The 17,443-nt window shown below is 61.7% G+C and carries 17 protein-coding genes; 1 reads left to right on the forward strand and 16 read right to left on the reverse strand.

Going from position 1 to position 17,443, the window contains the following annotated elements; genetic code table 11:
- The 12 genes from EJ078_RS06420 to EJ078_RS06475 form a co-directional block, all read right to left on the reverse strand.
- A complete protein-coding gene (locus EJ078_RS06420; protein ID WP_208721132.1) occupies positions 1-273 on the reverse strand; it encodes a hypothetical protein in 273 nt (90 codons plus the stop codon).
- A complete protein-coding gene (locus EJ078_RS06425) occupies positions 273-1,877 on the reverse strand; it encodes a phage portal protein (protein ID WP_210212260.1) in 1,605 nt (534 codons plus the stop codon). Before EJ078_RS06425 ends, EJ078_RS06420 begins: the two co-directional genes overlap by 1 nt.
- Positions 1,874-3,874 carry a terminase gpA endonuclease subunit gene (locus EJ078_RS06430; RefSeq protein ID WP_245459125.1) on the reverse strand — a complete coding sequence of 667 codons (2,001 nt, stop codon included), beginning with the start codon at positions 3,872-3,874 and terminating at the stop codon, positions 1,874-1,876. The genes EJ078_RS06425 and EJ078_RS06430 overlap by 4 nt, the downstream gene beginning before the upstream one ends.
- The gene (locus tag EJ078_RS06435) at positions 3,871-4,458 is read right to left on the reverse strand and encodes a hypothetical protein (protein ID WP_127335109.1); all 588 of its coding nucleotides are present in this window, start codon (positions 4,456-4,458) and stop codon (positions 3,871-3,873) included. Before EJ078_RS06435 ends, EJ078_RS06430 begins: the two co-directional genes overlap by 4 nt.
- Positions 4,459-4,612: 154 nt before the next feature.
- Positions 4,613-5,209: a phage tail protein gene (locus tag EJ078_RS06440; RefSeq protein ID WP_127215565.1), complete on the reverse strand. Its 597-nt coding sequence runs from the start codon at positions 5,207-5,209 to the stop codon at positions 4,613-4,615.
- A gap of 96 nt (positions 5,210-5,305) precedes the next feature.
- Positions 5,306-6,142, reverse strand: a complete 837-nt coding sequence (locus tag EJ078_RS06445) for a hypothetical protein (RefSeq protein WP_208721137.1) — start codon at positions 6,140-6,142, stop codon at positions 5,306-5,308.
- 342 nt (positions 6,143-6,484) lie between these two features.
- Entirely contained in the window at positions 6,485-8,296 is a 1,812-nt protein-coding gene (locus EJ078_RS06450; RefSeq protein WP_245459127.1) for a phage/plasmid primase, P4 family, read from the reverse strand.
- A complete protein-coding gene (locus EJ078_RS06455; protein WP_208721621.1) occupies positions 8,293-9,546 on the reverse strand; it encodes a P4 alpha zinc-binding domain-containing protein in 1,254 nt (417 codons plus the stop codon). The genes EJ078_RS06450 and EJ078_RS06455 overlap by 4 nt, the downstream gene beginning before the upstream one ends.
- 20 nt (positions 9,547-9,566) lie before the next feature.
- The gene (locus EJ078_RS06460; RefSeq protein WP_127847788.1) at positions 9,567-9,800 is read right to left on the reverse strand and encodes a hypothetical protein; all 234 of its coding nucleotides are present in this window, start codon (positions 9,798-9,800) and stop codon (positions 9,567-9,569) included.
- The gene (locus tag EJ078_RS06465) at positions 9,790-10,077 is read right to left on the reverse strand and encodes a hypothetical protein (protein ID WP_127323480.1); all 288 of its coding nucleotides are present in this window, start codon (positions 10,075-10,077) and stop codon (positions 9,790-9,792) included. Before EJ078_RS06465 ends, EJ078_RS06460 begins: the two co-directional genes overlap by 11 nt.
- Positions 10,055-10,285, reverse strand: a complete 231-nt coding sequence (locus tag EJ078_RS06470) for a hypothetical protein (RefSeq protein WP_208721139.1) — start codon at positions 10,283-10,285, stop codon at positions 10,055-10,057. The genes EJ078_RS06465 and EJ078_RS06470 overlap by 23 nt, the downstream gene beginning before the upstream one ends.
- Before the next feature lie 56 nt (positions 10,286-10,341).
- Positions 10,342-10,590, reverse strand: a complete 249-nt coding sequence (locus EJ078_RS06475) for a Cro/CI family transcriptional regulator (protein ID WP_208721141.1) — start codon at positions 10,588-10,590, stop codon at positions 10,342-10,344.
- Positions 10,591-10,671: 81 nt separating this feature from the next.
- On the opposite strand from EJ078_RS06475, the gene EJ078_RS06480 reads away from it, so the two are divergent.
- The gene (locus EJ078_RS06480; protein ID WP_095800219.1) at positions 10,672-11,376 is read left to right on the forward strand and encodes a helix-turn-helix domain-containing protein; all 705 of its coding nucleotides are present in this window, start codon (positions 10,672-10,674) and stop codon (positions 11,374-11,376) included.
- A 29-nt stretch (positions 11,377-11,405) separates the two neighbouring features.
- Here the strand turns inward: EJ078_RS06480 and EJ078_RS06485 are convergent, their stop codons facing one another.
- The 4 genes from EJ078_RS06485 to EJ078_RS06500 all read right to left on the reverse strand — a co-directional run bounded on the left by EJ078_RS06485 (position 11,406) and on the right by EJ078_RS06500 (position 17,388).
- On the reverse strand, positions 11,406-13,814 hold the full coding sequence (locus EJ078_RS06485; protein ID WP_208721143.1) for an SIR2 family protein: 2,409 nt from the start codon (positions 13,812-13,814) through the stop codon (positions 11,406-11,408).
- Between the two features lie 155 nt (positions 13,815-13,969).
- Positions 13,970-14,635: a thermonuclease family protein gene (locus EJ078_RS06490; RefSeq protein WP_245459129.1), complete on the reverse strand. Its 666-nt coding sequence runs from the start codon at positions 14,633-14,635 to the stop codon at positions 13,970-13,972.
- Positions 14,636-14,968: 333 nt separating this feature from the next.
- Positions 14,969-15,826, reverse strand: a complete 858-nt coding sequence (locus EJ078_RS06495) for a plasmid partitioning protein RepB C-terminal domain-containing protein (protein WP_208721156.1) — start codon at positions 15,824-15,826, stop codon at positions 14,969-14,971.
- On the reverse strand, positions 15,823-17,388 hold the full coding sequence (locus EJ078_RS06500) for a recombinase family protein (protein ID WP_281060662.1): 1,566 nt from the start codon (positions 17,386-17,388) through the stop codon (positions 15,823-15,825). The genes EJ078_RS06495 and EJ078_RS06500 overlap by 4 nt, the downstream gene beginning before the upstream one ends.
- Positions 17,389-17,443: the final 55 nt, after the last annotated feature.

A 17,443-nucleotide genomic window follows, 5' to 3' on the forward strand; every position in this document is an offset into this window, starting at 1 on the left:
CTAGCGGATGAACCGCATCGTCTTGGCGTAGCGCGAACGCTTTCCGTTCTTTGCCGAGCAGGCGGCCGCAAGGCGCATCAGTTCGGCGTCGAGCGCCTTGATGTCGGCGCCGGAAAAACGAAGCTGCTCCCGGGTCACCGGGGACTGGATGGAAAGTTCCTCGACATGCTCGCCGGTAAGCGCGCGCAGCTTTACCGCATAGAGCGCCTGATAGAGCGCGCAGGGGTCATCCTGGTCGACGGCAACGCCGTTGATGGTGACGAGGGCCGGCATCAGGCAAGTTCCTTTTTCTTCGATGCCTTCTCGTCCTGGATGACGTCGTCCTTCGCGTCGCCCGGCCCCTGACCGAACGGCGACGGCATGCCCGCCTCGACATAGCGCTTGTGCCAGTAGAGCCGGCGCTCGAAGACCTCCTCCGCGTCGGCCCCGATCTCCGCGCATTCCATGTCAAGCGTCGACGTCCCGTTGAGCAACCGTTCGCTCGCCGCCTTGGCGCTCTTCTGGTCGTCGGCAGTGGCCTTGGCCGGGCCTTGCCACATTGCCCAAAGCACCCTGTCCCGGTTTGCGGAGAAAGCCGCGTAGCCACCCTTGAACGGCAGCCGGCCGGTGCCGATCAGCTCGTCCACCAGATGCTCGAAGCCGATCTGGCAAATCGGCGAAGCGATGCGATCGCGGCGGCGGGTGACAACCGGGTGCAGGGACGCCCCTTCCATTCGGGTCGAGGAATAGGTCGCGCCCTCGTAGTTCATCGTGTAGCTGGCAACGCTGATGCCGATCGCGCGCGCCATGCCGCGCTGCAGCTCGTTGGAAACGGGCAGGAATTGCGGCCCCGGAATGCCGGTCGACATCAGGTCGAGTTTCTCTCCGGGCGCCAAATGCGAGATTTTCGGATCGCTGCCGACCGAGATTTCGCTTTCGGCCGCCTTGTCCATGACGGCAAGGAAATAGTCGCGGAACTGGGCGCGCAGCTCCTTGCCGTCCTGGCTCTCGCCGAGCGCCTCAAGAGCCTCGAAGGCCTCTGCCGAAGGCTTTTCGCTGGTCAGCACCTGGGCAAAGACGGTCTGCAGGATACCGGTCTGGATCGTCACGTCGACCAGCGTCTCCCATTGCAGGTATTCGCGAAACGCCGCGACGAGCCGAGAAATGCCGCGCACGTCGTTGCCGTCGACCGGGTCGAACACATGAGCGACCATCTGGCGCCCTTGCGCGTCAAAGGCCCGATGGTCGCGCTTGACGACGATGCCGGTTTCTTTCTCGGCGAGACGGTAGGCGACAGGACGGCCGTTCGGATCGTGGATAACGCCCTGATACAGCCCCTCGAACTCACTGGTGTCCTGCACCAAAGCGGTAGGCGTCGTCAGGCACATCTTGGTTCCGGACGTGATGCCGTAGCGGCGGCGGACGCCGGCGGACATATAGTCCATCAGCATCAGCGCCTCGCCAAAGACGACGTCATGGCGCAGAGCGATGTCCACCTTTTGCGGCACGATGAATTTGCCCTTAAGGTCGCATTCGCGCGCGTTCCACGCCCAGCGTTTCCACTCGGCCTTCAACAGCTTGATGAAATCGTCCGTCTCCTTCCTGTCATAACCAAGCTTTGCTAGGTCCGGCATCGGATTGAGGATGAGCTCGACTCCGACGGTGTCGGCGATGACCTGGTCGACCGCGCCTCTCAGACGGCCGGAATTCTGGATGATGTCCATGGCAAGGCCGGCCGCGCGGCGCCACGCGGTGCGAACCTCGTCGCGATGATCGCGCAGCGCGGTGCCGCGCGTTGACAGGATCCGCGAACGGCTGTCGCGCAGATACCCGGCATTTGCGGACGGACGAGGAGCGGACGCGCCTTCCCTGCCGAATATCCGCTCCAGCAACTTCATGCGCGCCTTTTCCATTTCTCGCGACGGGCTTGCGAGACCTCGTCCGTCGTCGATTCCGTCGGGTCCGTGGTCTCAGGCTTCGGGGCATGGCGCAGGCCGTGAAGCAGGTCCGGCTCCGAAGCCGGTCTCAGCCGCTCGCGCAGGGCCGCCCAGTCGTCGGCCCTGTTGGTCGACAGCCCGAGCATTTCCGCCATCGCCATGGCGTAAACCTGCGCGTCGAGGCAGTGATTGTCCGGCCGCAGGCGTTTCCATTCCTCATGGAACTTGCCGCGCACGACCTCGGCGACGAAGGCCTCCGCCGTGAGCTGCAGGAAATATTCCTTCGGCAGGAAGTCGCCGAAATGCACGTAGCCCGGCGGATCGGCCGGCTCGCCGGAACGCAGGCCGGGCTTGTGCAGATTGGCGAACAGTTCCGACTTGAGGCCCCATGTGCCGACCGGCCATAGCATCGCGCTGCCGAAACGCTTGCGCTTGCCGCGCTTGGTGACCGACTTCTTGGCCGGGACGCTGATTGCCGGCACACCGCGTCCGCCGACGCCCTTGACAGCATAGGCATTGGGGCGCCGCCGGCACCATTCCAGGACCTGATTGGTGCGGCCGCCGTCGCCGCCGTCCACGGCCAGTGCCTCGATCCGCCGCCAGCTACCGAAAGCGTCGTGGAGCGGCTTGGCGAAGAACTCACCGAGCTTCGTCCAGGCGCCTTCGCCGGCGTTGTCCGTCGCACCCTCGAAGAAGCGGACGCCCAGCACCCAGCATTGCCGGTCCTCGCCAAAGGCAACGACGAGGGTCCAGATGCCATTGTGCTGCACGTCGGCGCCGGCGACGAGAATGAGCCCATCGGCAGGGATCTTCATTTCCGCGAAGGGTTCGCGGCGCTCCATCAGCCGCTCGTATTCCGGCGCGTTGCCCTTCACCTTTGCGGGAAGGCCGTACACCAGATTGAAAATCCCCTTGTCGCCGAGACCGCCGGCCTTGGAGTGGTTGAGTATGTCCTCGGCGATCGCTTCGTAGCTCATCATCAGCGAGATGAAGGCATCGACGTGGAAGCCGGGGTGCCGGTCAGGACCGGTCAGGGTGGCGATGTAGCGTCCATTGCGGACGCCGATGACCCGCTCGGTTTCGGTGATGATGTGCCCGCAATGCGGGCAGACATAGAAGCTCTTGTGCGGATGCAGTCGATCGAGATGGAACCCCTCGTGGGCCTGGACGAACTCTCCGCCACATTCAACGCAGGCAATGTTCCAGAAACGCTGGTCGGAGCGCTTGAAGGAACGGTCGATCCGGCAATGCGCCGGCAGGTCGCCCAGGTCGTCGCCGGTGTCGATCTCCGGCGTCGACAGCTCGAAGATCTTGAAGGCCTTCGTGCGCCGGAAGGCGGTGAAGCGACCGAAAAAGAGCGTTTCCGGATCGTCGCCGCTGACATGGGTCTGCCACTTGGAGACCTCGTCCTTGACGCCGTAGCGCGTCGTCTTGCCCGAGAGATCGGTCGCCACGTTGGCGTTGGCGAGCATCAGCGATCCGCCGGCGAAACGCTTCTCGTAAATGGTCGAGCCCGAGCCGGACCGGCTCACGGCCGGGAAGATCACCTGCTTGCCAGTCTTCGCCTGCCAGGCCTCGATAAGCGGCTGCAGCTTCTGGCTGTTCATGTCCTGCAGGAAGTCGATCGACGGCAGGCCGTAGATGGTGTTGTCCGGCGCCGTGTCGGCGATGTAGAGCGACCAGGCAAGGGCGAGGATCGAGACGCCCGTCTGTTGCGATTTGCGCACCGTCACCAGATTGCAGGGATGCTCGAGCGACAGGCAGTCGGCGATCTCGCCTAGATATGGCGCGTCTTCGAGCGCCCAGAGTTCCCCCTTCTTAGGCCCGTCGACAAGCACGATGTTGTCGGGCAGCCACTCGCGAAAGCGCGCCGGCGGGCGAGGCCTGATCGCCTCCGCAAGCGCCATGCCGGCAAGGCGCAGCGCGCCGGGATGGCCGAGCCCGAAATGGACGCTCACAACTCCTCGTCCTCGAGCACCTCGTCATGCTCCGCGGCTTTCTCGACGATGGCGCCGAGCCGATCGGCGATCTCGGTGTTCAACTCGAAAGCGATGCTGCGCAACAGCACGCGCAGCCCATGGGCGCCTTCTCGCGAAACTGCCAAAGCCATGTCGTCGGCCTTGTTCTGCAGACGGGCGATGCTCGACTGGATCTCACGGCCGCAGACGGTCAGGGCTTCACGCATCCGGTCGGCGCGGACCAGCTGGCCGATATGCTCCTGCCGACGCAGCTTCTCGCGTCCGACTTTGAGCCAAGCTTCTTGCCGAAGCGCTTCGTCGCGCGACGTGCTGGAGTTGGCCGACGGAGCCGACGGCGCGTCCTTGCGAGCGGCCGCAATCTTCTCGGAGCTAGCGAACTCGCCGCGGTAGTGATCGTAGTGCGCCAGCGAAAACCGCATGATCCGGTCGCGAGCGTCGCGCTCGACCGGAAGGTCATGCTCCTCGACCAGTCGCCGCACCAGTTTGGTGACGGCCTGCTTCGTGACGCCATCGCGCGCCGCGATCTCGGCGGGCGTCGCCATCACGGTTTCTTCAGACGGCATCCAGACAACTTCCTTCGAGCCGCTGACAACCCTGACAACCCAACTTTTTCGATGGTGCGACTGGCGGAAATCCAGGGGCGGGTCTGCCCGTTTGAGGTCGAGGGGCGCGGTACGGTCCCTATACCTTGGGTGGCGGCACGGCTGTCTTGCCCAGTTAGTCGAAGAAGCCAGGGAGCATGAAGCTGATCTCGTGCATGACCCTCGGCGGCAGCTCGCGGTTGGCGAAGGCTGTAAACTCTTGAGCCGTGTCGCCCTTGACCATCTCGGCCGGGATGATGACGCCTGAATCCACGAGCGAAACCGGCCTGCCCCACCTGGTCGACGAGCGATCCGGCGCGTAGACGTGGCCGCCCAAGCCCTTGGCGGTGACGCGATTTGGAAACCGACCTGCCTTGGCGAAATCACCGGCATACAGCCGCCGCGCGCCGAAGGGCGAAGCGGTCACGCCAGCCCGCGTCTCGCGCGGCTTGAAGTATTTGAGCGAGACGTCGCCGCCCTGCGTGCGCATGGCATAGGCGAGCTCGCCATAGTTGGCCCGCTCGACCTTGATCGCCCTGCGGATCGTCCGGTACGGCAGGCCCGTCTGGTTCGCGAGCGTCCGCGTCAGCTTGGTGCGCAACCGATCGCCGACATGATTTACGGCTCGCGCAAGCAGCAAGCTGCGCTGCATCTCGCTCAAGCGGCCCAGCGCATTGTCCAGCCGCTTGAGACCAGACAGATCGGCCCACCTGATCGTCAGCAGGCCGTTCACGCTCGTACTCCCAAAATGAAAAACCCCGGTCGCGAGGAGCGCCGGGGCGAGTTCTTTCTTACCGTGATCAGGTCTATGTCAAGTTTCTGCCGCGCGTCAACGGACGGAGGCGGTTTTTTTCGCGCGTTGATCCGCATCGTTGTGTGCCAACCAAACCCCAGGTCTGTCCTCCTCGAGCCATGGCGTCATCGTGCGATCAGAGGACACTAGCCGATGCGCGATCAGCTGCGGCCCGAGCTCGGCCTCGAGCCAGCGCAGCGCCGCGACCCAGATCTGGTAGTCGAGCCGTCCCATGATGTCGCCGCTCGGATCGGTCGAGAACTCGTACTTTCGGTAAGCGCCCTTCGCCGGCCGCTTGAGGCGCTCGTCATAGCCATGCACCTCGATGTCGTAGGTCTGGCCGTTATTGTCCGTAACGCGCTTCATGACGAACCAGGCCGGCTTGCCGCCGCGCTCGGCCAGCCGAACCCTGGCAGGGTCCGCGCCCCAGTCAGGCTCCCGCCCGAGGATCGCGGTTCCGACGACCAGGCTGACAATGCCTTCGCCGCGTTGCTCGTGCGAACGGGCGCGATAGCGCTCAACTGCGCGCGCAACGTACAGTTCGGCCAAACCGTGCGTATCCGGCCAATTCGCCAAGGCATTCCAGCCCTGCGGGATGACGACCTCGCAAGCGGCCAGCGCCGCGACCGCCCGGCCAACGGTCACCGCATCCTCGTGCGGCTCGCCCTGCTCGATCCACAAATTGTCGTAGTCCTTGCGGCCTCCATCGATCAGCGCGCCAAGCTCGCCAAAGCTGGTGATCTTGCCCCAGGAAGAAGCCTGCAACATGCGCCAGGCCGAATGCGGATTTTCCAGACCTTCCACGCCACCCCCCTTCGGCAGCTCATGGACGAAGGCCCAGGTCAACAGCTCTTCTATGTTCACCGTCTTCATGTGCTTTCACTCCTTCGTCCCAATTTTTCTCTTATCGACCCAACTCGCTGCTCTTCGTCCCAAATCGAAAAGCCAACAAAGCGAACAAAAGCAGCAGGATAGCCGGGATGTCGGGACGGGAGGGTCGAAAGGGACGATGAAATCCGCGCCATACATGAAACACCCGCTATGCCTCTTTGTCCTTCGTTTGATCTCATCCGCGCACGGACGAACCGAGAAAAATCGACCCCAGCGTCCCTTGCTTCCTAACCTGCTGCTTTCCCAAACCCTTTCAGTCCGGCTCCCTTCCCCAACTCGCAATCTACCGTCCCTCGCGGCCTTGGCGCCGAAAAGGGGAAAGGGTCAGCCCTCAAAGCCGTATGCCTCCGGCGCGGGCCCAGGGTCGCGACCTGGCGGCCGCACGAACTCGTCCTTGACCCTGATGCCCCGGTAGATCGTCGTGCCGCTTTTCGCCTTCCAGAAGCGCTTCATCGCGCCTTCAGGCGATCGCCATGTCAGCCGGGTGTAGTCGGGAAGCTTGCGCGAGAACGTAGAGGCTTTGAACTCGGCCGCACCCTCGCGGGCTGCCCAGTTGGCGTAGCCGAGATGCAAATCGCCCGGCGAGGTCTCGTCCTCCTCTTTGCCGGTGACGATGCAGGCGTTGCGCAGGAAGGCGCCGATCGGGTCGCTCTCTTCCCGATATTCGCGGGTCGCGGCGAGCACGCTTTCCGGTGGTCGCAACCCATAGTTCAAATAGTCGAGCGTCCCCTGCACCAGCCAGGCGAAGACGCCGTCGGCTTCGGCGCGCAGCTTCTTGGGCAAATCACGATCGATCCTGTCCTTCGAGATCTGGACTTCCCACGGTACGAGGTAGACGCGGCGCCAGATGCCGTCGGAAGTGTCGTCGATGCGCGGCTTGTGGTTGCCCGAAAGCAGGATCTTGAACTGCGGCACCACCTCGAAGAAATCCTGGTGCAGCCGCCGCACCGCGATCTTCTCGCCGCCGGTCAGCGTCTTTATCAGCGCGTCCTTCAGCTTCACGCCCATTTCGGGTTCCGATGCCGCGACCAGCCGCGCCCCGGGCAAACGCGCGAGGTCCGGCGTCGCCTCGTTGCCCCCTCGCCTGGTGTCGCCGGCGAAACTGTCGATCGACAGCGTCACGGCGAAATCGCCGAAGATCGAGCAGAGCAGGTCGACGAAGGTCGACTTGCCGTTGGAACCGGCGCCGTAGAAGAAGACCAGGCATTGCTCGACTGTGAGGCCGAGAAGGCAATAGCCGGCAAAACGCTGCAGGAAGCCCCTGATCTCCGGGTCGGGCTGCACTTCCTTCAGGAAGGCGTCGAACACCGGCGCCGCGGCACCCGGCCGATACTCGGCTTCGCCGCTCTTCGAGATCAGGTCGACGGGGTTGTGAACATCGAGGCGCGCCTGCCACTCGTAGACAGGATCCTGCGGATCCGACTCCTCATGCTCCATCCGCACAAACCGCAGCGTGCCGGAACGGCAGTTGAAGGCGTAGACATCCCTGTTGAGGTCGCCCACCATTCGGGCCACATGCGGCAGCGCCTCCTTCATCATGTTGTCCAGCTTCGACGAACCGGCCGAGCTTTTCGCGTGACGATGCCGTGACGATTTCCTCGCATTGGCACTCTTCCGCGCCTCATCGGCTGCGTCGATGATCTCTTCCAGCTCCATCAGCCGGCCGAGCTTCTCGGCGTCCCAGTCCTTCCTGGCCGGACCTAAGCGCTTGCGCTCCAGGCGCGCGTTCCGGCCCGCCTCCAGGGCCCTCTCCTCATCCTCGGTCGCGCTCAGCAGCGCGGCCTCGGCCGAGATCAATTCCGCGGTCTTCTGCGCCAAGGGCCGGACCACCGACCCGTCTTCGTCCTCTTTCCAGCGCGTGCCGTCGAAACCATGCCAGCCGACGCGCGCCACATGCAGCACGCGCGAGCCGTAGCGGATCAGGAAACGGCGCCCATTGCCGATATCCGTTTCCGGTTCCGAGGCGCAGTCGCTCAGCACCGACTGCTCGTTGGGCTGTTCGGGAAGCTGCCGCCACGTTTCACTCACGCCAAACAAAGGGGATCGGGACTCTATCCCATAGGCGGCCGCCTGGCGCTGAGCTTCCTCAAGCACGGCGGCCACCTGGTCCGGCATGGCGGGCTTCTTGCTGCTCACGCCACCCTCTTCGCGGCTTCGGCAGCCATGGAGGCGAAATCGCAGCCAGGCCGCGGCCAGACGATCGGGATCGCCCTTCCCGGCCGCGCATGCCGGGCACGGGCGCGCGCCATCGCCGCCGCGGTCACAACGCGCTCGGAGTCGCCATCGGCGAGCAGCACGAGCTCGGTGACCTGTTCGCCCACCCACATGGCGTCCTCGGGGTCCTGACCAGGTCGAGGAATCGGGCCGGCAATCATCACCGGTCGCGGCACGCCTTTCGAATCTGGCTTCTTCAATTCTGGATGGGCGAACCGCGAGGCGGGATCGGCCGGGCCGGCAAGATTGCCGAGATCGCCGGCGGCGAAATAGAACGTGTCCTCGCGCCAGCTCTCCCAACAGGCAAAGGCCGCGCCGTTCTCGATCCCCTCCCCGCCGACCCAGCGTGCCGCGGAAGGATCGCCGAAAAGCGGGATAAGCCCTCCCTTCTTCGAGCCGCGCATTTTCTTGGTCGGCAGGGGCTCGCCTGTCGCCGGATCGGTGAGCAGCGGCCGGAACTTCGGCGGCCGCGCCAGATCGATCCAGCTGATGTGGCAGCCGATCGCATCCAGGTCGGCTTTGAGGAAGGGCGCGACCATCGCCGGCCCAGAATGGAGCTCACTCGGCCGACCGCGCTCATCGCTGCCGTGCCAGTAGGCCAGCTCCGATGCGTAGCGCAGCCATTGCGAGGCGCCAATGCGCCCGCAGCCGCGTGCCTCGAGATATTCGGGGACCAGCCGCCCGAACCGGCCGACGCGTGCCGCGGCTTCGTAAATAGACCTGGCCTTTTGCCGTTCGCGCTCGCGATAGTCGACCCGCCGTTCGGCGCGTTCAGCCGCTCGAGCTTCATTCAGCCGCCGGCGTTCTTCGAGACGCCTGCGTCGAGCGTTCGCCGCGTCGGCATTTTCGGTTCCCGCCTGGCTAGGAACCGGTCGGTCGAGCAAAATGGAGCACGCCTCCAGCAAGGCCGCGCGACGATGCAGGTCGAGGCCTTCGCAGTGGGCAGCCATGCCGATGCCATCATTTCCGCCGGCGCCACCGGCCCGGCAGTTCCATTTGTTCTTGGCGGTGTTGAACGCAAAGGTGTCCGTGCCGCCGCAATGCGGGCAAGGCTGCGGGTGCTCGTGCCGGCGGCCGGTGAATTTCAGGCCGAGCCGTTTGGCGGCGGCGTCGATCGAGACGGCGCGCGCCTCCTCGACGAACTGTTCAATGACGAAGCCACCAGACTGCATGCTCAAAACAGCGGCTCCTGTTACTCTTTTCCGATCCCCTCGCCGCCACGCGAGAACGTGCCTTCCTCCGCGGCAAGCGCCCGCAACTGCCGCGCGGATAGCCCCAGCCGCGCCCGCACCTGCTCGAGGCTCTGGCCCATTTCGAACAGCAGCCGCACGCCTTCGGCCTGCATCGGCAAAGGCAGCTTGAAGAGCGTCGCCGCGTCGATGCTGCCGGGTGTTCCGAAGATTGCTTTTGCAGGTCTATCCAGCATCACAGGTGCTCCCTGTTTCAGTGCTCGTCCCGTGAAACATCGCGCCGGCATCAACTGGCGGCGGCAGGTAAAAGGCGCGGAAGGAAAGCTTCAGCCAGTCGCAGACGGCGATGACCTTCGGCGCCGAGACGTTCTGGCCGTTGCAGATGCGGGACAGGTCGGAAGCGCTTACCCCGATGTCGGCGGCGCAAACGCGCCAGCCGCGACCGTCTTCCTCGAGCCTCGCCCGCAAGAGCTTGCCGAGTTCGCGATAGTCATAGGCAGCGAGCCTGACCATGCCTGGCCTCCTTTTTGAGAAACAGCGACGGCTCCTCGCCGATCCAGGCGCAGAGCGCCAGGAACTCGTCGGCGCCCGGATCGCGGCCGCGCGCGGCGCGAAAGACGGCGTCGACCTCGACGTCCGCCTCTCTCGCCACGCGCGTCGGCGACTTGCGGCGATGGATGCGTCGGGCCTCGAGGAAGAGCGCAAAGAGCGTGAAATCCACCGACGCCTTCTGACAATCTCGGCCATTTGCCGGCATTTTGATCGAGGAGGCGCAGCTCATCGCGGCGCCTCCTCGCCATTGCCGGTCATGGCTTGGGAGGATGCGCGACCGTCAACGATATCGGGACCGAAGAGGTCGGGCCGCTGCGCATGGCGCGAGATGCCGGTGGCGCGCTCGATGTCCAGCACGCGTTCGGCCGGCACCCGCTTCCAGGAATAGAAGGCCTGGTGGCGGATGCCCAGATGCGAGGCGAGCGCACCCAATCCGCCAACCTTGGCGGCTGCGATTCTGACGATTTCGATCATGGCCTAATGGTAGGTATTACCTACCTACTCTGTCAACACGCAATCGCTTGCAAAAAAGTAAGCAATAATTACTATGCTGGCATGATCGCGACGATACGCACCGACTCGACGACACTCGGCCAGCGCCTGCGCCAGGCGCGCGAAGCTGCCGGCCTGACGCAGAACGACGTCGCCGATCACTTTGGCATCAAGCGCGTGTCAGTCACGCAATGGGAGGCGGACACCACCCGCCCCTCGATGGAGCGACTGCCCGAACTTGCCGCGCTGCTCAAGACCGATGTCGCCTGGCTGCTCGACGCCTCAGGCGCAGCACCTGTACCGATCGTGCGCGAGCCGAAGCCGAGAGCATCGCGCACGCCGATCATCCCCGGCGACGAGCTGGTCGGCGGCCGCGACCTGCCGATCTATGCCGCCGCCATGGGAGGCGAAGGCCATATGATCGTCACCTTCGAGGCGATCGACTGGGTAAAGCGCCCGGCGGTGCTGCAGAATGTCCGCGGCGGCTACGGCATCCTGGTGCGTGGGGAATCGATGATCCCCGCCTATTGGCCGGGCGACACGGCGCTGGTGAACCCGCATTTGCAGCCGGCACGCGATTCGGACGCCGTGTTCTTCCACACTCCGCCCAAGGAACGCGGCGACGAGGAAGCGATCATCAAGCGCCTGGTCGGCATGAACGACCGCGAGTGGACACTGGAGCAATACCGGCCGGCGAAGACGTTTACCGAGAGCCGCGTGGACTGGCCGATTTGTCATCGGGTGGTGGGTAAGTACAACGCGAGATGAATTAACCGTTCTTCACGAAATAGATTCGTTCACAGTTTGAACTCGAAGTAACGACGTTCGTAGCTCCGTACGGCCTTCGTTGCCTCTTCATCACTCATACGATGGGCTGCCGCCCTAAGCCCTTTAAGGGCCGCGTCGAAAGTGGAACTATCCCGGGTTCTCTTCAGGAGCTCCAGCCCGACTTCGCAATAAGCGGATAGAACATGGCGGTTGTTTTCAAAACGAGCCGCCGAGGCCGATGCCTGTGCCTCTGCCTTCCTAAGAATAACTACCCGATCCTCGTCCATAATTCCCGGAGTGTAGATTGCTCGAGCCAGCAGAAGGATTATGCGATATCTGGCTACGGGACCGTCCGTCCCAAGATCGGACTCGAACACTCGGATTTCAGTTTCCGCAAGATCGAACTTCTCAAGGTCAATCAGGTTGCGAATGAGCCGGTGCCGAGGTATTGGCTCCCCCGGCGCGACCGAGATCAACTTGCGGAGCAGCCGATTCTGTATATCTTTTTCCGAAATGCTAGGCAGACCTGTATCAAGGTTGCACATTTCGTTGATAGAATCGCGCTCTATCCGGTACGACGGCGAAAGATTATCTATAACGCGATCGAAAAGCTCGACCATGGCTGCGGGATCAGAGTACTTGTATTTAGCAACAATGCCCGCGATCACTTTGTGGCGGACTCTCCAGCCATAAACTCCGAACCTCTCAGAAATGTCATATTCAGAAATCACGTCGACGAGATTCGTCAAGGCCGCAGCGACCATTCCAGCAGCAATGCCGGTCAAGCGCAAAATCATCTGCCGGTGTACGCGAATGCCCGCATACTCTAGCGCTGCCACTACCCTATAGATTTCTTGATCGGCGGTGCCCAGCTGCGCGTACTCGCGTAGGATAATGTCGTCGAACTTCTCTTGAGCGAATATGTTGCGAAGGCAAACAAATGCATCAGCTTCGCATTTGTCCGCGAGACGGCGTCTTTTTTCTTGAAAGGAAAATCCCGAGAACGTCCCCTCGACCAGGGGCTTGATGCTATTATCGCTGGAGACGAGCAATATTAACCTGTCAATCTCGTGGTTCGCAAGCTTGCTTAGCACCAGTTCCGACATATTTTTCGATAGGTATGGTGACTTCGTGCGATATTGCCATTGCGATCTTCCGCAGGTCATCAAAATTCGAAGATTCGATAATTTCTGCTCGACAAGTTCTTCCGCAATTTCATTGATCGATGACAGGTGCAAATGGGCCTCATCGACATAGAGGACAGCGTGCCGCTCCATCGCCTGAAGCTTCTGCGCTGCCGAAATCCACTCATCCGCCACAAGCTCAAAATCGGTCTTGTGCTCCCAACAGCGCCAACCTTGCCGTTCAAGTTGAACCGCGACTTGGCGGGCAGCCGTCGTTTTGCCCACTCCGCTAGCGCCTATCATTGCCACGAACTGCTTTGTCCCGGCGGCAAGGGTTGCGGCTATTGTGTTGGCCGCTGTTCGCGTGAAGGTCAGATCGGAGGCGATATCTGCATAAGTAGCTGGCCATCCGTTGAACATCGCAACAGCGTTCGGAGGGAACGCTCCGATTGAATGCTGCACGTCAATGGTAATTGTGCTGAGAATTTGCGAATCCTGCACGGGATCGTCCGATGACGACTCGACGACAGTTGCTGCTGGACCCTTTCTGGTCAACGCAGCCGAAAATTCGTCGATCCCCCCAAAGGCAACCCTAACGCCGCGAGACTCAAACAGTCGGGCGCGCGCTTCGTCTCGTTGATAGAGGACTAGATAAACGGCACCGCCGGCGCCGCTCATCTTGCCTTGTATCGCGAGCACTCGATCTACCACAGATTTTATATCTGGATCGGAGAGGGAGTATCCAATGATAACTAAGTCACCGCCAGCCATGTCGTTCGCGAGCCGGGTAAACAGATATTCCCGATAGTCTGTTGCACGATCATAATCGGCTTGGGTGATTATCATTCGGCTCTTATGGCCGTCCACAAAGTCCTGTCCAATCGTGCCGTGTATCTTGTATATCGGTTGCGCGTCGGGCAGAACATCTTTGGAGAAGTCATAATTTGTAGTGATAACGTGCGCCGGTTGGTTTCGGATTTGATAACTTCTCTCTAGGAGCTCATCATAATTTGTCGTGTATATGCCCCGCCACTTGTAAAGGGGAATATTCAATATTCCGCCAGTTGGATTTGGCCGAGGAAACCGCTGCCGAACGAAGCGGATCAAAGACGCTCGGTCTCGTTCGAGCTCAGCCAGTTCGGCAATCTCGGCCAACGAAAAACCGTTGGCGTCAATCTTGAACTCAGCTGCTATAGCTGTAGCAAGATCGCCAGCACTTGGGGAACCTGACGGAATTGACGACCCTGCACCGAAAAAGAGGACCGTACGTTTTACATCGAGATTCTGAATGAGACGGTCAAGTTCAATTGTCAATTCTTCCCCCTTTACCCCTGCGCAAGCTCGGTCAAGCCAACTGGAATGGCAAGGGTCCGACCGAATATTGGTGTGGACAGTTGAGGCCCGCCGCAATTCGCGACCATGTTGGGCGAGCCTAGGTTCACCGGCAGTTCGATAACGTTTGGGAAATGCTAGCGCTTGGAACGCCGCCAACCTGCAGCAACGGCTTCGCCTTCCGAGCAGAACCACCTTTCCCCTTTGGCTTGGTTGATTATGGTCACGCCGTAGTATTTCTGCCCGGGCACGTGATAGATCCGTTCGCCTTCGGCCGAAATGTTGCCCTTGATGTTGCAGCCGGCGTTGCCGCTGCCCAGCGCGAAGGTTGGTGTCGATGGCGCCCGCACATCGTCGCTGTGCTGCGCCCGCCAGTCCCAAGGCGCCTGGAAGTTGCCAACCCATAGGCCGAGCTTCGCCGACTGCGCCTTGGCCTGCTGCGCCGCATAGGCACCGTCGCTGTATTTCGGCCAGTCCAGCGCCTGCCCACGCTCGACCATCCAGGCGGCCACATCGGTTCCGTCGGCGCGCGTGCAGTCGCCGACAAAGCGCCCGTAGCGGTCCCAGGTCACGAATGCGCATTGCACCGGCCTTGAGGCTGCCAGGAATTTGTCCAGCGCTTCGGCGGAGCGGCGGCCGCAGGGATATTCGAAGCCCTTCACATCGTCGCAATATTGGCGGCTCTCCGGCGCGTCGATGCCGTTGAAGCGCACGCGCTGGCCGTGGATCTCGATCGTGTCGCCGTCGATGACCGAGGCGACGCCGGCGATTGATGCCGGCCTCGGCTTGATGATGTTCTGCATGCTGATTTCCGGAAGCGATCCGCTGTTGTGCATGACGAACTGCGTGAGCAAGGCAGAAAACGCAGCCACCGTCACGAGCACAAGACGAAGCGGCACGCTTGCCCATCGCCTGGCGCGCGAGCGTTTCGCGCCTGCGCGCCGCCCTCGCCACCGGTCAGAGCGATTGTTATATCGAGCCTTGTCCAAGCCCTCTCTCCCCAAGAGAAAGATGCGGCCAGACAATCAGTTAAGCAAGAGCCCCGGATTGCTTCCTGGGATCTGGCGCAGGGCACACGGCTCAGTGCAGCGCCAGCCCGTGATCAAGACAACGAGTTCGACGGCAAGAGGGAGAGCTCAAATCCACGCGCTTCGTTCAGCGATCGGTGCACGTTTCTGAAACCCACTTTCGCGAAAGTCGAGCAATTCCTGATACACCTCAAGGTGCCCGGCAAAATTGCGCGCCATAAACCGCACCAACTTCGGATTGTTCAACAACCTGTCGAAATAACTCGTAACGGCGATCAGGTTGAGCACTGTTGCGCCATGGGTGCTGGCGGCGCTCAGATATTCACGGCTGACCTTGGCCAGGTCGGTTTCCATGGCAGCCAAGCGCGTCGGGGAGATGCCCTCATATTGCTTTCTGCGCGCAAAGGGATCGGTGAGCTGCGATCGTGGTGTGAGCGCGATCAACACTCTCGCCACTCGAAATTGCACCCGCTCCAACGCTAGCATGAGACGCACGATTTCAACCTGCCGGCTCGGCACGACCTCTCGCAACAAGGGGAAAATCTTCAAGGGGGCGCCGAAATCGTTCAGGAGGTCGAGAGCCTCGAGGCAGACACCGCCAACAAGCTGCGGCTCGGCTGTGAAGCACGACGGGCCGTGCTGTTCTTCAGAACGGGAATCGGGTCCGGTTGGCGAAACTCGCGTCAGGATCCAAGGCAGCGTTCCGAGATCATGCGCCTGCAGCAAGGCGCGGAACGCCGCGTTGGCCAGGATCTGACCGGTGGCATTGACGACGACTTCCAGTTGATGCCGCGCTGCGACGGCTTCTCTGATGAAATCCTGCATCCGATCGAATTGGCGTCTATAGGTCCGCAAGAATGCCGGGCCACGCAATGGATTCTGCGGCGCCTGCAAATCGCTCGTAAAACGGGCGGCATGCCGGTTGTTCTCGACGAAGCGACGAAGCTCGGCCCTGGTTACTATCACGTGATCGCCGAAATCGATTCTCGTCTCGCCATCTCCACGACAGGATCGAGCGAAGCGAAGAGGAAGGCATCAAGGCGCACGCCGTTGTTTGCGTTGAGCATGCGAAGGGCGGATTGCGCTTGATGCGCGGGCGCAATGAGGAAGTCACGAACAGTTTGATGATCAGGCTCCATTCTGATCAAAATCGTCACATCTGGCCCAACGAGACCGCGGTTCCAAAATATCCAGCGTGGATAGCCGGTGACGATAATCCGATAGCGCGCGATCCATATCGCGATGGAGAATTCGTCATTGACGCGCAAAAGCTTTGTTTTGGGATCGTACAGTGCCGAACCACCGACCTTGTCAATCTTCGACATCAATTGCTCGACGACTTGCTGCCGGATCTGTTTGAGCCGGTTGCTGACATCGAGTTTCCGATAGTTCGCCGAGGCGTCGTATCCGATCAACTGGTAGGCGGCCTTCATGCTTCCAAATCGGTGCGCGTAAATGGAAGCTGAATGACAGAAGGGGGCGGCGTCTATGATTGGGCTCGACAGCTTCCCCCGCTCTTTCAGGAGCTTGGTCAGATCGGCAAGCAGCTCCTCATCGGGCTTAAGGTAAGCGCGCGCGCGCCTGATAGCTTGCGCACGATCGAAAAGCGCCCGGGTCACGAGCGGCTCGATGACAGCGTCGGCGCGAACAAATGCGCTTGGCGGATTTCTTACCCGGTCGTGCAGAAGCCTATGGGATATTCGATTCCAGACGTTGTTGCCGATGTACTTCTCGCTCGTCAGTATCGTGCCCACGCATGCTTTGGTCCATGGTCGGCCGCGTTCAGTAACCAAGCCGCGAGCGTTTAATGCAGTCGCAATTTCGGCTTCCGTTTTTCCCTTCGTCACGAATTGATTGAACATCCATCTTACGGTGGAGACCTCCTCTTTTGGCCCCGGCACTAGAATGACGCGATCGCTTGCCAGCCCTTTTCGCTCGTTGCGATGAAGCATCGCCTTGGGATTTCCGGAGCCGTCAACAAGAAGGCGCCTGAAGCCATAGCCGGCGGGGCCACCGCCGCTGAAACCCAGTGCGACGATGCGGCTTTGACCGGCGAAGACCCTGTTCGACAGCATGCGGCTGTACTCCGCGGCCATGCTGCGTTTGATTGCCTTCAGGACGTCGGACCCGATGCTCCCATCGTTCACGAACAGCTCGGCGCAGAACTCGATCCGCACTCCGGCCATCTGGCACCGGTATTCATAGGTGGCGCTTTCATCGGTATTCTGGAAGCGCCCCCAACGGCTCACATCGTAGACAACGACGGTTTCGAAATCGGCTCGCCGGCTTTCGACATCTTCCAACAGCCGCCGCAAGCCTGGGCGTCCGACGAGGCTGAGGCCACTTCGCCCGGGATCTTCATAGGTCGCAACAATGTCATAACCCATGACCTTCGCATAATTGCGGATCGCATCTCTCTGGTTGTCGATCGAGTAGATCTGCCTGTCTGTGGACATGCGCAGATACTCGGCCGCACGGATCCTTGGCCTCCCTGGAGGAGGCCTGTCAGACGCCGGAAACTTGTCCATCGCCTTGCACCGTCGTGCGGGTGTTTCTAAGCTAGGGGCCGGCCGCCGCGCGGCA

The sequence above is a fragment of the Mesorhizobium sp. M1A.F.Ca.IN.022.06.1.1 genome (genome assembly GCF_003952605.1).
GTDB lineage: Bacteria > Pseudomonadota > Alphaproteobacteria > Rhizobiales > Rhizobiaceae > Mesorhizobium.

Excerpts from the sequence above, each read along its gene's own strand:
- EJ078_RS06420 (WP_208721132.1), bottom strand. The coding sequence starts at position 273 with ATGCCGGCCCTCGTCACCATCAACGGCGTTGCCGTCGACCAGGATGAC.
- EJ078_RS06425 (WP_210212260.1), bottom strand. The coding sequence starts at position 1,877 with ATGAAGTTGCTGGAGCGGATATTCGGCAGGGAAGGCGCGTCCGCTCCT.
- EJ078_RS06435 (WP_127335109.1), bottom strand. The coding sequence starts at position 4,458 with ATGCCGTCTGAAGAAACCGTGATGGCGACGCCCGCCGAGATCGCGGCG.
- EJ078_RS06445 (WP_208721137.1), bottom strand. The coding sequence starts at position 6,142 with ATGAAGACGGTGAACATAGAAGAGCTGTTGACCTGGGCCTTCGTCCAT.
- EJ078_RS06455 (WP_208721621.1), bottom strand. The coding sequence starts at position 9,546 with ATGCAGTCTGGTGGCTTCGTCATTGAACAGTTCGTCGAGGAGGCGCGC.
- EJ078_RS06460 (WP_127847788.1), bottom strand. The coding sequence starts at position 9,800 with ATGCTGGATAGACCTGCAAAAGCAATCTTCGGAACACCCGGCAGCATC.
- EJ078_RS06465 (WP_127323480.1), bottom strand. The coding sequence starts at position 10,077 with ATGGTCAGGCTCGCTGCCTATGACTATCGCGAACTCGGCAAGCTCTTG.
- EJ078_RS06475 (WP_208721141.1), bottom strand. The coding sequence starts at position 10,590 with ATGATCGAAATCGTCAGAATCGCAGCCGCCAAGGTTGGCGGATTGGGT.
- EJ078_RS06480 (WP_095800219.1), top strand. The coding sequence starts at position 10,672 with ATGATCGCGACGATACGCACCGACTCGACGACACTCGGCCAGCGCCTG.
- EJ078_RS06490 (WP_245459129.1), bottom strand. The coding sequence starts at position 14,635 with ATGCAGAACATCATCAAGCCGAGGCCGGCATCAATCGCCGGCGTCGCC.
- EJ078_RS06500 (WP_281060662.1), bottom strand. The coding sequence starts at position 17,388 with ATGGACAAGTTTCCGGCGTCTGACAGGCCTCCTCCAGGGAGGCCAAGG.